Here is a 14979-nt window from a genome sequence, read left to right on the forward strand (position 1 = left end):
TTGATAAAGGGGGGTGATTGCTGAATGGCTAAACTAAAAAAGGTGGTCATAGTAGGAGGCGGCGTTGGCGGTCTGACCACTGCGCTTGCTCTCAGGCGGGCTGGAGTGGAGGTAGAGGTTTACGAGAAGCGCACGAAACTACAGCAGCAGGCCACCGGGTTTACCATCTGGTCATATGCAATCGGGCATCTCATGTCGCAGGGACTGGAGAAAGAAATGCTTGATTCGTTTGGGGCTGCGATTGAGAGGACGGAAATTCGTAACCAAGAAGGGAGGCTGATTGAGATGATGCCGGTGGGTGAAGTTTCACGTAAACTTGGCGCGCCCAGCTACGATATGCTCCGCGCCGGTTTGTTATCATCGCTTGTAAACCTTATCGGTGATGCTGGCACCGTGAAAATGGGCTCAGAATGCGTTGGCATCGAACAGGATGAAGGCACCGCTACGGCCGTACTGGCCGACGGTTCACACGCCACCGGTGACCTGGTTATCGGGGCTGACGGTATTCACTCGGTAGTGAGAACACACGTGTCCGGTAAAGCAAGGCTCAGCTACTCGGGTTACAGTGCTATTGTGGCGGTGATCCCTTTCAGACATCCTCTATTGCCCGATGGACATCATGTTGAAATTTGGGGCAGGGGTGCGAAGGCTGGGGTTGCCGACGTCGGAAACGGACAAATAAGGTGGTATTTAACCCATAAGTTTCCTGCCGGAAAAGACTTGTCTGCAAACAAGAAAGAAATTCTCGAACGCATCAAAGATTGGTATGAGCTTTTGATAGCGGCTGTTAATTCTACAGAGGACTCAGAGCTCGTTCATACCGAGGCTTGGGATTTAGAGCCTCTCAAGACCTGGGTCAAAGGCCGCGTTGTACTTCTGGGAGATGCAGCACACGCCACAACTCCATTTGCCGCTATGGGGGCTAACATCACCATAGAAGACTCTATAAGGCTGGCCGAGCTATTGACCTCGGAGTTAAGCCTCGATGATGCGCTCAAGGCTTTCCAAGAACACAGAAAGAAACGCACTGAGGATGTCGTAAAGAAGAGCAGAATGATGGCAAAGATCACGCAGGTACACAGCCCGATTCTTGCCTGGCTGCGGGACCAGGCGTTTCTGCACATGCCGCCCGAAAAAATGGAGCAAGTAGCGCGGGAGATGGCTTCCGGGGAAGGGTAAACTATTTAATTTTAGAGGATAATTTCACAGTTTTCCCGCCCCGGGCCTTAGTCTCAAATAAAAATATTTTTACTATTTTCCCTCCCGTTCAACTTCTGGATAAAAAAATAGAGGAAATCTCGGCAATCATACTGCATACTATTTCTAAAGATTTAATTGCCATATTCTGCGTTTGTTTATCCAAAGCAGAATTAAGGAATGTCATCCCCACGGAAGTGGGAATCCAGATTTTAAAAGATGGATCCCCGATTAATCCTGTCCCCAAATGTTTTTATTGGGGAGCATTCGGGGATGACAAATTCAAAGCGGATACCCGATCGATCCCCCGGTTCAACCGGGGGCGGGTATGACAATTGTTAGTAGGCATGTCTTTATTGATTGATTGTCCCTAAGCTAGCTTAGCACCATAAAACATAAGTAACATTTGTTGTCTGTCGAAAATCAAAAGTTAGCTCGATGCTATTCAAAAAGATCCTAGAAGTCAGAAAAAACGAGGTTCGTGCTTTACTGTTTTCTTTTGCCTACTTCTTCTGCCTGCTCTGCAGTTATTACATCCTCCGTCCGATTCGGGACGAGATGGGCATCCAGGGCGGAGTGGAAAATCTCCAATGGCTCTTTACCGGCACATTTGTAGTCATGTTGCTAGGGTACCTCTTTTTGGCGCTGCCGTAGCGCGTTTTCCGAGAAGGAGACTTGTCCCTGTGGTCTATTACTTTTTCATATTAAACCTGCTCGTCTTTTTCCTGCTTTTTAAAAGCGGTCTATACGGCGTATGGACGGCAAGGGCATTTTTCATCTGGCTTAGCGTCTTCAACCTCTTTGTTGTGTCTGTTTTCTGGAGTTTTATGGCAGACCTATTCACCAACGAACAGGCGAAGCGGCTATTCGGCTTTATCGCCGCGGGCGGAAGCGCTGGGGCCATTGCCGGGCCTTCGCTAACTGCAGGCTTGAGCACTGTCCTGGGACCGGTGAACCTTATTCTATTATCAATACTGTTACTTTTTCTTTCGGTGGTTTGCATACATCTACTTCTACGCTGGGAGGGTTCAGTTCATACAAAGGGTGAAGAGTCAGAAACTCAGCAAAATGCGGATAACATGCGCATCGGGGGCAGCATTTTTGCAGGATTCACCAGAGTGCTCCGCTCTCCTTACCTTCTGGGAATCTGCCTCTTTGTAGTCCTCTATACCACTCTTTCTACATTTCTCTATTTCACCCAGGCGAGAATCATCGAAAGCGCTTTTGACGAACCGGCTAAGCGAACCACCTTGTTTGCGTCGATGGACCTGGCCGTGAACGCGCTAACTATCATCGGCCAGGTATTTATCACCGGAAAGCTAGCCACAAGACTCGGTTTGTCGGCAACACTCATGCTCATACCGGCGCTGGTTACACTCGGTTTTGTGGCTCTCGGTCTTTTCCCGGTTCTTTCCGTTCTGGTGATATTTCAGGTCATAAAAAGGGCTGGAAACTTTGCCATCACCCGGCCTGCCCGGGAAATACTCTTTACCGTCGTACCCAAGGAGGATAAGTACAAGTCCAAGAATTTCATCGATACCGTCGTTTACCGAGCTGGAGATGCGGCTAGCGGCTGGGCGTTTGCTGGCCTTGTCGGTATGGGACTGAATCTCTCGTCAATCGCCTTCATCGCCGTGCCGATATCGGCGATATGGATGCTCACCGGTCTCATTCTGGGAAAGAAACAGGATAACATTTTGAAAGAAGTCAAAGTAGAACAGGAGATAATATCGGAAAAAGGTATGAGAGGGATCACTGATGTTTAAGATCGATTCTATTAAACCGATGGATTCAATGGGAGTTGTTATCAAAAAGATAACTATGTCTACTGTCTGGGCTGGGGGGCCGCCCGGAAATTTTGTTTGGTAGGTCACGAGTCTTGCTCGTGACCATGTGTGAAAATGTAACCTTGTAGCCAATACTAATGAATCTAATCGGAATAAACCAACTAACAGGAGGAATTGGCATGAGTAATAATAAAAAATATGTTAATCATTCGACGGCGTTTAGTCCGTCGCGAAGAGGTTTCATCAAGTTTTCACTCGGCTTAGGGGCTTTACTAGTTATACCGGATATCTCGATAGCGCAAGATAAGAAGCCCATAATCAAACGAAGGATTCCCAGCACGGGTGAGGAAATTCCGGCCGTAGGTTTGGGCACAGCCCGCACCTTTAATTTGATCCCGGGTGAGTCGCGTGAACCGTTAAAAGAAGTACTCCGGTTGTTCGTGGAGATGGGAGGCACGGTGGTGGATACTTCCCCAATGTATGGAACTGCCGAATCGGTAATAGGAGACCTTGCTTCCCAGTTGAACATCGTTGATTCTCTTTTCATAGCTACAAAGGTATGGACCACGGGAAAGGAAGCCGGAATCGAGCAGATGGAGAACTCTATGAAGCTACTTCATCGGAAAAAGATAGACCTGATGCAGGTTCACAACCTGGTAGATGTCATGACTCAGTTGGAAACGCTACGGGCATGGAAGAAAGAGGGAAAGATTCGCTATCTCGGCGTTACTCACTCCCGGGTCAGCGCACATCCTGAATTAGAAAAGATAGTAGAAAAAGAAAACCTCGATTTCGTACAGCTCAACTACAATATCGAGACCAGGGATGCAGAGAGGCGGCTACTCCCACTAGCAGCAGAAAAGGGAACGGCAGTGCTCATAAACGAGCCGTTTGAGAAGGGCGATCTCTTTGGAAAGGTCAAGGGTAAAGCACTGCCTCCCTGGGCGGCAGAGTTTGACTGCACTAGCTGGGCGCAGTTCTTCCTCAAATACATCATATCCAATCCGGCGGTTACCTGCGTAATTCCCGCCACCAGCAAACCGCAGCACCTTAAGGACAACATGCAGGCATGCTACGGCCGCCTTCCAGACGAGGGTATGAGAAGACGCATGGTGGAGTACATGAAGGAGTTATGAATTATCTAACTAAGTTGGATTTTGGTGAAAAACCATTAACGCTTGACCCTGATAGCGTGTTACGCTACTATATTTCCTAGTGATAAGGCATTTTGCCGATTCCGATACTGAGAAACTATTTCAAGGACTAAGGCCAAGGAAGCTACCAACTCAGGTTTTGCGAGCTGCCTTGCGAAAGCTTCTTATTTTGAATGCGGCTGAGTCACTGGAAGATCTAAGAATCATACCGGGGAATAGGCTTGAGAAACTGAAGGGAGATCGTAAAGGACAATACAGTATCCGAATCAACGATCAATGGAGAATTTGTTTCAAGTGGCGGGGTGGCGATGCGTATGCAGTTGAAATCGCAGATTATCACTCCTGAGGAGGCACTCATGAGAAAAAGAGAAATAGAACCAATCCATCCTGGTCAAATTTTATTGGAAGAATTTCTTAAACCCCTGGGTATCAGTCAGTATCGTTTGGCTAAAGATATCAATGTAGATTCGAGGCGGGTTAATGCAATAGTGAATGGCGAGCGGGCCATTACGGCGGACACGGCTCTGAGGCTATCTCGTTACTTCGGGACATCTGAACGCTTTTGGCTGAATTTGCAGGCTCACTATGATCTGGAAGTGCAGAAGAGAGAGCTGGGTGATAGACTTGAGAAAGAAGTTAAAGCTCACTCCAGGACCGGCTGAGCTTCTACAATATTACAACTATCTCCTTTCTCAAAAGAATCTTTCATCCTAGCTACAATCTTATTCTATTATTAATAGCTACATTATCCAATTTGCCTACTACTTTCCCTTCCTTAGCGGGTCTATGGTTTTAAGTTTAAATCCAATCGAGAATATCCCATTTTGCTTGCATCAGATAATATAAAATGGCTTATGAGCCGGGAATGTGGAGTCAATCCTTCGTTTCCTCCCAGCTAACAGCGGGTTTCAATTTTTTTCCGGCGCATTCTCTCAGGAATAGATTGATCAACTTCTGATAGGGTATATCCGTTTCTGCGGCGAGCTTCTTAAAGTAATCTATGATCTCATTTTCGAGCAGTATGGTGACTTGTTTCTTGAGTTTTTTAGAGTAAGGGTTTTTTATAGATTTTGTAAAATCGTATTCTTTCCTCATGTTATTTTCTCCTTTCGTATAACTTTGTTTCCTTTTTAGTTGCCTTTCTTGCCGATATAAATCGTATTGTCTCCTCGCTCTCCCTGTAGGTGTGAACGATAACTAACACTCGAAGCTCATAGCTCAGGCCGAGTAATATAAAGCGATCTTCAGCTTGGGAATGATCCGGGTCGGCAATAAGTCGAGCGTGTTCATCGTAAAAAACACTCTTTGCTTCCTCAAAAGAGACTTTGTGCTTTCTCTTATTAGCGACATTTTTATTCTCATCCCAATCGAATCGTATATTACTCATAATTATACCATAATTATTTCAGCAATATCTTTCATATATTAATATTATAGTTGATCGTAAGGTTTCTATGTCAAGGCTAAGTTGGCCGATGAGGTCTCTTTGGATGTTTTTACAGGTCCTCTTACACCTATTGAATATAGGTAACTAAAATACACTGGAGAATAGAAGAAAAGATGATAGGATTATTATCTATGAATAATCTGGCAATTATATGGGGAGATACTCATGAAATCAGAAGAACTAAGGTCATTACAGGCTCCGTTAAAAGAGCGTTATAAAGAACACCCCGAGGCTGCGCTTATCACCCTGAAAGCCCAGGGCCGCATCGGCGAGGGTATTACCTGCAGAGTTGAGACAGGAAAAGCGCTGGTAGAAGCAGGGCTTCATCCGGCGACAGGAGGCAATGGTCTCGCTGCGTGCTCGGGAGACATGTTGCTCGAGGCGCTTGTGGCCTGCGCCGGCGTGACCTTGAACGCAGTAGCTACAGCCTTAGGTATAGAGCTACGCAAAGGAACTGTCAGTGCCGAGGGTGACTTGGATTTTCGAGGGACGCTGGGCGTATCCAAAGAAGCTCCGGTTGGGTTCAAGAATATCCGGCTCCATTTCGACCTGGATACCAATGCCTCTCCGGAGCAATTGACATCTCTCCTTAGATTGACGGAGAGATATTGTGTCGTGTATCAAACACTGCGCGGCACGCCTGATATCAAAATTACTCACCAGGTTGCGGCGTGATAAAGATAGAGAGAGCGGTTCTTTACTACTAGCTCATTATTTCGGTTGGTTCTACTAGACTTACTACGGGGTATAGGTTTACAAGTTTATATTTGTGTTCACCCTTCGACGGGCTCAGGATGAACGGACAAATGATTTACCATAAAGCATGAATTTTTTGAGGGTATATTTGCGTCTAAAATCGTTTAAAGGATGCGAGAAGATTAAGAGACAACTTGGATACTAGTTCACTTTGAAGTAATAATTTCCCTGCTTCTCTCCCCGCAGTTAAGAAGCATATCCAGCGTTGATAGATTATATATAAACTCTCCCCAGAGTTGTGGGTAGACTGGTGGTTTAAAATTGCAAAACTCAATTTGAAGTCCGGAGTGGTCTATCAGTGGTATATCTAAATGTTTTTCCACTATAGGAAAGGTCAGGTAAGTATGGGCCTTTAGGTGTTTGCAGATATTAATGATCAACTCAGTACCCTTTCCGGTGACTCCCAGTTCCGACTGTAGATAAAGTTTGGTCTTGAGCGCAAGCGCTTCCCATAGGAATTTAATTATGCTCATGTTGAGCTCGGCCAGCTTATGATTGTTTTTATTGTAGGTTGATTCCAGGGTTGGTAGGTAATCATCTAAATAAGGAGCATGGGCATAACTCTGTATGATGCTCTGTAGATGTTTTCTTTTCCATTCTACTTCGTAGCATATTTCTACTTCCCGAATTATCTGGAGACCGCGCCCTTTTTTCCAGACGGGAACTGTAAGCCACAATTCTCCCTGCTCGTTTTTAAGCCGGTTTCGATTAACCCACCCGTGGCCGCGTGGGAACTGCACGTTATCGAGTAAAACCATGCAGTCTGACTTCATCGCCTTAAAGAAAAATCCAGGCCAGGGTAAGAAGATGGGCTGGTGTGTGCTGACAATCATTTTTCGCGCTTAATTTATATTGTCACTCTTTCGGCTATAATTACCATAAGTATATGGAACTCATTCAAAAGCTTAAGCAATTTTTTTGTAACCATATTGTGACTTCGATAGTTTAATAATTTAAAACTATGATTTAGGAGGTTTTAAGATGACTAGAGTCTTATCATTGTTTGCTGTTACCTTTCTTATTTTATCCTTTGCTGCTTTGGCCTACTCGGGGAAGGACTGTGATAAGCATGGAAAGCGCGGTTGGGACTGGTGGAATAAAGCTGAAGTGGTAGAAAAGCTAAAGCTTACCGACCAGCAAAAAACTCAAATAGAGGAGATAGCCTCTGCAAATAAAGAGAAGATCGGCGGTCTCCGCACCCAGGTCAAGGCAGACTATGAGGCGTTCAAGGAAGTAATGGAAAATCCAAATTCGACTAGAGAACAGATTTTATCCAAATTTGACCAGGCGGGGAAGACGCACGGAGAATTGAGAAGGGCGGAATTTGAGATGAAATTGGACATCAGGGATGTTCTTACGCCCGAACAGAGAACTGCGCTACACGAATTTAAAGAGCAGCATAAGAAGGAATACAAAAAAGAGAAGAAGGGTAAAGATAAAGGAGATATGTAAAAAAGAGTTAAGGGCAGCCGCGACTCGAAGCGGAGCGGCTGCCTTTTTGTGCATCAGTGTCTATGATTAGACGGCAATGAGGTAAAAAGAGGGGGTAAAGTAATGGGGCTCAAGACAATACGTTTTCTTGCCCTGTTATTCACGGCCTTGGCTCTAGCCCCGGCACTGGCCCACTTACTGGAGTTGCCCAACAAAATCGACCTATCCCGTGACGATTATCTGATGGTTCAGCAGATTTACCGAGGCTGGGCGTTGCTCGGATTTGTCGTGGTTGGGGCGTTGCTTTCCAACCTTGTTTTAACGATCGTGGTCCGGACAAAGCCAAGGACTTTTGTGCTGACCCTGAGTGCCTTTCTCTGCATATTGGGAACACAGGTAGTGTTCTGGACCTATACATATCCTGCTAACCAAGAAACTGGCAACTGGACAATGTTGCCTGCAAACTGGCTAGAGCTTAGGCGGCAATGGGAGTACTCTCATGCTGCTAGCGCCGCTCTAAATTTACTTGCGCTGATTTCACTGATTTTATCGGCTCTAGTGGAAGAAGAATAACTGTTTTCTTGTAGAAAGAATTATGTGATGTCGTGCTACTTGCAGCACCTTGAGTAAACGGGTGAGCAGGGAAAAGAGAGTGTACATTTTTCTATAACGTTTCTTATTGCTGATTAAGAGAGACAGCTTTCTTGTAAACAACTGTCAGGGTAAGTTTATCCTCTATGATAGAGGGTTATGGAGAAGACCTTGCTTATATTCACGACGTCGGTTTTGGAGATTTTGCCAGGGAATCTGCGCCCGGTCTACTGGAGATCCTCCATCAAAAAGGCTTAGAAAATGGACTGGTTATTGACCTGGGCTGCGGTAGCGGAATATGGGCAAAAGCGCTTACCCATGCGGGTTATGAAGTTATAGGTATAGACCTGTCTCATGCTATGCTTGATTTAGCGAGGAAAAGGGCACCGGAGGCTAAGTTCAAAAAAGCGTCCTTTCTGAAAGTCAGGCTTCCCCAATGTAATGCTGTGACATCAATAGGAGAGTGCCTGAATTATCAATTCGATACACACGGTAAAATAGGGGTCAAAAGACTATTTACCCGAATATACCAAGCCCTACGGCCGGGCGGTGTCTTCATCTTCGATATCGCCGAGCCGGGATATGTAAGCGGTCCCAATCCGCAAAGGACTTTTTATCAGGGGAGAGATTGGGCAATACTCCTGGAAAAAGAGGAAGATAGGAAAAGAAATAGATTAACCCGCAAAATGACCATATTCCGCAAGGTTGGGAATCTCTATCGAAGAAGCGAAGAGGTCCACAATGTCCGGTTGTACAGAGGCTCAGAGATCGCAAGGGAACTCCGGCCAGTTGGGTTCAGAGTAAAAATTATCCATGGGTATGGAGTACATACATTCAAAAAGGCCCAAGTAGGATTTATAGCCACAAAAACGTGAATTTAAATAATAATGATTTATCTTATCTTTAGTTGCTTCCACTGATTAAGGTGATAAAATGTTAGGCCAACTCAAATTGAATAATCTGCTTTGAATCGTGGAACCGATGTATAGACGGATTTGAAGACTAGGTTATGGTCGAAGAATAAAAGGTGCGGAATACAAAAGACTTCCCGGTAAATTAGGTATTGATTTGGGAGTTAAGCAGCGAAGCTCAATAGAGCGAGGGCTGAATGTAGGTGAATAGACTCGAGGCTCCAGCCATTATTCAGGATTGTCTGAGAAAGGGACTGAACAATCCCAGCTTGCATATCATTAAAATTTCAGGACTGGGGAAAGCCTCTGACTTCGGGCGAACGGAAACAGACCAAAAGTGGCGTCGTATCAAATATGCCCCGGACCGGCTGGATGACCTGGAGGGGATACTCCCCCTAGAGATTACTTACGACTTAGGTAGTGGTGCGGAGCAGAATTTAAACGTGATGATGAAGGCGAGAACGAGAACGGGGATAGGCACCGGATTAATCCCTAAAACTATGGCGGAAGTTGGCCTTGAGCTTGATAGGCCGTTTCCGGAATACCTGACATCCAGGGAAACGGTTGGGGGATATATGCGGGAGATAGAGATATTTCGGATGCAGAGCCGATATCCATCATTACAGAGATACCTTCCCCGTTATCTGGGCGATCACGTCGACGAATCCAGAAACGAATTCATACTACTTGAAGAACTCATTACCGATGGTGCTCTGATGGATAGTGCCGATGATGTCTCCGGGTGGACGCCGGAATTGATCAACAGCGCAATAGAAGCTATTGCTGATATTCACGCTATTTTTTACGGAAAGGACGATCAGCTCTCTGCCATGAACTGGCTGGAACGCCGAGTGACCACAGAAGATATGCTTAAAGATGAAAGCCTCTGGCGAGGCCTGGCCGAGTTTACTAGAAAACGCTTCCCCGACCATATAACCGAAAAGGCCTACCGTCGGCACCTGGGTATTATCGATACTATTTCTAAGTGGCATCTGGTAAAGGATGCCATGCGTCACACCCTAGTGCATGATGATTTCAATCCCAGAAATTCAGGATTTCGCAGTTTAGGGAGTGGTCTCGTCCCGGTCATATACGATTGGGAACTGGCGCTGATAGATATTCCACAGAGAGACCTAGTGGAAATGCTGGTATTTACCTTGTCCGACACGGTTTCACGCTCTCAGGTGGACGAACACGTGGAGCGCCATCGCACTCGTCTTGAATCGGCAGCGGCTACCACAATTAAGAAGGACGATTGGATGGAGGGATTTCGTTGTGAGCTTTTCCTGGAGGCAATTAATCGGGTACCGTTACAGTGGGTTTTCCACAGCCGGTTCCCCTCAGGCTATGCGGTGAGGATTTCACGTACCCTAGAGCACCTGCTCTCTCTGTATGCCGATGTCTAAAGGAGAAATGAAGATGATTCAAGCTATCGACAACGCCGGTATTTGCGTAACCGATATGGCACGATCAGTTGCCTTTTAGGAGAAACTTAGTTTTATGAAAGCATTCGAGAACGGTTAAACGAGGCCTCGGTCTTTTCAACAATTCTCCGAGATTAGACCATATCAGCTTCCTGGTATCGGATGTTGACCAGATATATACACGGGCCTAAAGACCAATGGAGTTGTGTTCAGTAACGAACCGGCAGACCAGGACTGGTGGGCCAGAGTAGTGTCGTTAAGAGACCCGGATGGAAATAATCTTTATTTTTGCAATGGCTCGAAAATGGCTGATGACTCTGAACGAGCATAGTTCAATAGCCAGAGCCAGACTGAAATTTGGAGAAGTCATGATGGAAATTGTTTCAATTTCTCGCTGTATTAACGGCGGTTCTTTTCACCGGGGCGGCGATTTATATCAACCTTGTAGAGCATCCTGCGCGGATGGAGTGCGAGACCGAACTGGCAACGACTGTCTTCGGCCCCAGTTACAAACGAGCCGCCGGATGCAGGTCATTCTAGCTTTGACGGCAACAATAGCCGGCGCTTTGGTATGGCTTATGAACGGCGATGTTATGTGGCTCATCGGAGCCTTGTGTATATTTTGGTCATATCCTTTACCTTAGTTGCAACCAATAAGAGACTCCTTGATCCGGCATTGGATCGGCCCTCCGCGGTGGCTCAAGACCTGCTGCAAAATTGGGGAAGATTACATACCTTAAGGAGTATCTTGAGTTTACTAGCCTCGTTAATTTTCTTATATTTATTGACCTGAATCCTTGAGTGGCCTATCCCCCTAACTTTCCCGAGGCAAGAAAGAAGCTTCAGTCTCTCGTTGTTTAAAAGGTATAACTCATTCTATTGCTTGGATAATAGTACTTATCTGATGTCCTGAGGGAATTACTCGTAGAGTTTCGTAGGAATTACATGGCAATTGTATTAATTCCTATTGACTGGGTGGGACATTCGTAAGTATATTTCGGAGCGAGGGGAGAGACCATGAGGTTGTTCCCGCAAAATTCTTACGGTGTGAGAATATGAAACTCTTACAAGAACCTTTAGTTGGATGTGTAGATCGTGAAGCAAGAAACAAGGGGAGACTCTTTATATCGATGCAGTTTTAGAATAAAGCAAGGAAAGGGGAAGAGTATATTTCCAGATGCCTCAAAAATACTTACGGTATTTTTCGCTCTTGCTATTAGTGGTATTAGTTATTCTGCTTGCCAAATATATACACAGAGAAGGTAAAAAAGCCGAGTATCTTGCCCAGGGCGAACGTTTTTATCAAATCCACTGCGCATCCTGTCACGGGCCAAAAGGGGAGGGTGGGAGAGGCCCCACTCTTGCAGTACCCCGACTCCCCCGCGCTCCAACAAAGAAATTGCTAAAAAGGGTTATCAGAAGCGGAATCCCCGGGACAGAGATGGGTAGGTCAAGCCTGAGTGAAGAGCAAATAAGTCAAGTCGCCGCCTGGGTTGACCATCTTGGCCAAGCTCTGCCCGGGAAGGTTATGCCCGGCAATGCAGAACGAGGCGAGTATTTATATTTCACCAAGGGAAATTGTAATCAATGCCATGCCATCAAGGGATACGGCGGCGCCTTAGGCCCGGACCTGACCGAAATAGGCCTTAGTCGTAGTGCCGACTACTTGAGAACCGCGCTTATCGACCCGGAGGCCGACGTGCCCACGAATACATTACCGTTTCGCTTTGATGTCAGGATACCCAACAACTTTCTCCAGGTAACTACGGTTATGAAGAACGGGCAAAGCATTACCGGAGTGCGTATAAATGAAGACACCTACTCCATCCAGGTTCGGGATTCCTCTGATCGCATCCATTCTTTCTTCAAATCCGAGCTGGTGGAGTTGCATAAAGACTGGGGCAAGTCTCCGATGCCTAGCTACCGGAACGTTTTCTCTGAAGAAGAGCTCGATGATGTGGTGGCATTCCTGGTTTCATTGCGAGGTGAAAGATGAGAGTGATTATCATACTGCTACTGTTTGCCCAGTACGCTTTGGGTCAGGTGTCATATGAGAGAATACTCAATGCCGGGTCCGAGCCTGGCAACTGGCTTACCTACTCCGGTAACTACCGTGGCTATCGTTACTCATCGCTTAGTCAAATTAACACCAAGAACATCGCTAGATTAAAACCAGCCTGGGTTTACCAGACCGGAGAACCGGGAAAGGTCGAGACCTCTCCAATTGTGGTTGATGGTATTCTCTACGTTACTGAAATGTCCCATATAGTGACGGCACTGGACGGACGTACCGGAAGGCCCTTATGGAGCTATAGACGACCAGCAGTCGACGTTCCCACGTGCTGCGGACCGGTGAATCGCGGTGTAGCAATCCTGGACGACACCCTCTATTTTGGTAGTCTGGATGCCCATTTGGTAGCGCTGGATATGAAAACGGGAAAGGTGCGCTGGGATGTGACCTTGGCGGATTATAGAGTGGGACATTCGATAACAGCCGCTCCGCTGGCAGTTAAGGATAAGGTTATCGTTGGCATCTCCGGTGGGGACTTGGGTATTCGCGGCTTTCTGGATGCTTATGATGCAAAGACCGGTAAGCTAGCCTGGCGCTTCTGGACCGTGCCGGGACCGGGCGAGCCGGGCCATGATACCTGGGAAGGCGATAGCTGGAAGACCGGGGGTGCGGGTACCTGGATAACCGGGACTTATGATCCGGAATTGAATCTTATATACTGGCCGGCGGGCAATCCGGGACCGGACTTAAACGGAGACCACCGTAAAGGCGACAACCTTTATTCCAATTCGCTCCTGGCCATAAACCCCGATACCGGGAAACTCAAGTGGTATTTCCAATTCACTTCGCATGACGTAAATGATTGGTCTGCAAACCAGGTGCCGGTGTTGATCGACACCGTCATGAATGGCCGGGAAAGAAAGCTGGTGGTCCAGGCCAATCGAAATGGCTTTTACTATGTTCTTGACCGCGTGACCGGAGAGTTTCTGAACGGTACACCATTCGTCAAACAAACCTGGGCGAAAGGGCTGGACAAGCGCGGCCGTCCCATCCGCCTTCCCAATACGAAGCCGACAGCGGAAGGCACGCTGGTCTATCCGGGGATGGGTGGGGGTACTAACTGGTACAGTCCGTCCTTCAGCCCGCAAACAGGGCTATTTTATGTGCATGTGCATGAGAATTACGGACAGGTTTTTTACAAGCTGAAAGCCGAGTATAAACCAGGAGCAAGGTTTGAAGCAGGTTTTGTTCGTAATATACCCGGCGAGGAATCATACGGTGCGGTGAAGGCTCTTGAGCCGGAGAGCGGAAAGCTCAGATGGGAGTTCAGGGAATATTCGATATCAGGCGGCGGTTTGCTCTCGACCGCAGGTGGGCTGGTCTTCGGCGGCGACCGGGAGGGTTACTTCTTTGCCCTCGATGCCGAGTCGGGTAAACCACTTTGGCGTTTTCAAACAGGTGCTACGATCTGGTCAAACCCGGTTAGCTTTTTAATAGACGGGAAACAGCACGTGGCGATAGCGGCGGGGCAGGCGATTTTCACGTTTGCATTGGATTGACTAACCTCTCATGAGATAATGGCCGGTATGTACATGAAAAGACATGAAAAATTACACATCATGTTCATTTTTTTGGCTAATTACCATGAAAATCGGCATACTTTTGATTTAACAAGGCTATACTGATAGACGGTTCGAGGCAAAGTTAATAATTAGGAGGAGGGTATGATTAAGCTCTTATATCTGATTTGGTCTATTGTCGTCATAATTACCATGCTTGGTTTCTTGGGTTGCACGAACGAGATTGGGCCGGACGACAGCCAGAAGACCGAGACGTATGATGACCCGTTTGCCTATTGCCGGGCGGTGGGAACAATCGATACACCGGATGCCCGTTATACCGGCCCCCGGGTCCCGGAAATAATCGCTCAAGGACTACGAAATGCCTTCAACACACCTAATACCCCGCTGGATATATATATGAGGGGCACATTCTGGAGATGTATGAACGGAAAGGTTTACGCCTGTAATGTAGGCGCTAATTTACCGTGCGAATCGAAAGCCAACACCGACCGTACGCCGACAGAAGCCTTGGTAGATTTCTGCGAGCAGAACGCCAACGCAGATGTTATTCCAATGTACGTGACTGGACGAGAGACGGTTTATGAGTGGAGGTGCACAAACGGCACGCCAGAGGTCGTGCGCCAGCTCGTCCAGCCCGACGGGCGCGGCTTCTTGTCCAATATTTGGTACGAGATTAGTCCGGGCTGA

General features: G+C 46.9%; 19 protein-coding genes. 16 read left to right on the top strand and 3 right to left on the bottom strand.

Annotated elements, in window-relative coordinates; all coding sequences use genetic code 11:
* The first annotated feature begins 24 nt into the window (after positions 1–24).
* From VNN20_07195 to VNN20_07220, 6 genes are all read left to right on the top strand, one after another.
* Positions 25–1179, top strand: coding sequence for an FAD-dependent oxidoreductase (locus VNN20_07195; GenBank protein HWP91964.1), 1155 nt, complete (start codon positions 25–27; stop codon positions 1177–1179).
* A gap of 456 nt (positions 1180–1635) precedes the next feature.
* Positions 1636–1851 (top strand): hypothetical protein, encoded by a 216-nt coding sequence (locus VNN20_07200; GenBank protein HWP91965.1) that lies wholly within the window; start codon positions 1636–1638, stop codon positions 1849–1851.
* 29 nt (positions 1852–1880) lie between these two features.
* Positions 1881–2963 (top strand): MFS transporter, encoded by a 1083-nt coding sequence (locus tag VNN20_07205; protein HWP91966.1) that lies wholly within the window; start codon positions 1881–1883, stop codon positions 2961–2963.
* Positions 2964–3163: 200 nt separating this feature from the next.
* Positions 3164–4120, top strand: a complete 957-nt coding sequence (locus tag VNN20_07210) for an aldo/keto reductase (protein ID HWP91967.1) — start codon at positions 3164–3166, stop codon at positions 4118–4120.
* Positions 4121–4199: 79 nt separating this feature from the next.
* Positions 4200–4484 (top strand): type II toxin-antitoxin system RelE/ParE family toxin, encoded by a 285-nt coding sequence (locus VNN20_07215; protein HWP91968.1) that lies wholly within the window; start codon positions 4200–4202, stop codon positions 4482–4484.
* 10 nt (positions 4485–4494) lie between these two features.
* Positions 4495–4800 (top strand): HigA family addiction module antitoxin, encoded by a 306-nt coding sequence (locus VNN20_07220; GenBank protein ID HWP91969.1) that lies wholly within the window; start codon positions 4495–4497, stop codon positions 4798–4800.
* 211 nt (positions 4801–5011) lie between these two features.
* Here the strand turns inward: VNN20_07220 and VNN20_07225 are convergent, their stop codons facing one another.
* On the bottom strand, positions 5012–5233 hold the full coding sequence (locus VNN20_07225; protein ID HWP91970.1) for an antitoxin: 222 nt from the start codon (positions 5231–5233) through the stop codon (positions 5012–5014).
* Between the two features lies 1 nt (position 5234).
* Positions 5235–5525 carry a BrnT family toxin gene (locus VNN20_07230; protein ID HWP91971.1) on the bottom strand — a complete coding sequence of 97 codons (291 nt, stop codon included), beginning with the start codon at positions 5523–5525 and terminating at the stop codon, positions 5235–5237.
* A 225-nt stretch (positions 5526–5750) separates the two neighbouring features.
* Between VNN20_07230 and VNN20_07235 the strand changes: the two genes are divergently transcribed.
* Positions 5751–6260: an OsmC family protein gene (locus VNN20_07235; GenBank protein ID HWP91972.1), complete on the top strand. Its 510-nt coding sequence runs from the start codon at positions 5751–5753 to the stop codon at positions 6258–6260.
* A gap of 227 nt (positions 6261–6487) precedes the next feature.
* Here VNN20_07235 and VNN20_07240 read toward each other — a convergent pair whose 3' ends face one another.
* Positions 6488–7174 (bottom strand): WbqC family protein, encoded by a 687-nt coding sequence (locus VNN20_07240; GenBank protein ID HWP91973.1) that lies wholly within the window; start codon positions 7172–7174, stop codon positions 6488–6490.
* Between the two features lie 148 nt (positions 7175–7322).
* Between VNN20_07240 and VNN20_07245 the strand changes: the two genes are divergently transcribed.
* The 9 genes from VNN20_07245 to VNN20_07285 all read left to right on the top strand — a co-directional run bounded on the left by VNN20_07245 (position 7323) and on the right by VNN20_07285 (position 14979).
* On the top strand, positions 7323–7793 hold the full coding sequence (locus tag VNN20_07245; protein ID HWP91974.1) for a Spy/CpxP family protein refolding chaperone: 471 nt from the start codon (positions 7323–7325) through the stop codon (positions 7791–7793).
* Between the two features lie 102 nt (positions 7794–7895).
* Positions 7896–8345 (top strand): DUF1772 domain-containing protein, encoded by a 450-nt coding sequence (locus VNN20_07250; GenBank protein ID HWP91975.1) that lies wholly within the window; start codon positions 7896–7898, stop codon positions 8343–8345.
* A gap of 164 nt (positions 8346–8509) precedes the next feature.
* Entirely contained in the window at positions 8510–9238 is a 729-nt protein-coding gene (locus VNN20_07255; GenBank protein HWP91976.1) for a class I SAM-dependent methyltransferase, read from the top strand.
* Between the two features lie 239 nt (positions 9239–9477).
* Positions 9478–10680: a phosphotransferase gene (locus tag VNN20_07260; protein ID HWP91977.1), complete on the top strand. Its 1203-nt coding sequence runs from the start codon at positions 9478–9480 to the stop codon at positions 10678–10680.
* Between the two features lie 193 nt (positions 10681–10873).
* Positions 10874–11029: a VOC family protein gene (locus tag VNN20_07265; GenBank protein ID HWP91978.1), complete on the top strand. Its 156-nt coding sequence runs from the start codon at positions 10874–10876 to the stop codon at positions 11027–11029.
* Between the two features lie 47 nt (positions 11030–11076).
* Positions 11077–11238 carry a hypothetical protein gene (locus VNN20_07270; protein HWP91979.1) on the top strand — a complete coding sequence of 54 codons (162 nt, stop codon included), beginning with the start codon at positions 11077–11079 and terminating at the stop codon, positions 11236–11238.
* A 637-nt stretch (positions 11239–11875) separates the two neighbouring features.
* Positions 11876–12694 (top strand): c-type cytochrome, encoded by an 819-nt coding sequence (locus tag VNN20_07275; GenBank protein HWP91980.1) that lies wholly within the window; start codon positions 11876–11878, stop codon positions 12692–12694.
* Positions 12691–14268, top strand: coding sequence for a PQQ-dependent dehydrogenase, methanol/ethanol family (locus VNN20_07280; GenBank protein ID HWP91981.1), 1578 nt, complete (start codon positions 12691–12693; stop codon positions 14266–14268). Before VNN20_07275 ends, VNN20_07280 begins: the two co-directional genes overlap by 4 nt.
* 165 nt (positions 14269–14433) lie before the next feature.
* A complete protein-coding gene (locus VNN20_07285; GenBank protein HWP91982.1) occupies positions 14434–14979 on the top strand; it encodes a hypothetical protein in 546 nt (181 codons plus the stop codon).

This window comes from Thermodesulfobacteriota bacterium, from assembly GCA_035559815.1.
Lineage (GTDB): Bacteria > Desulfobacterota_D > UBA1144 > Nemesobacterales > CSP1-2 > DATMAT01.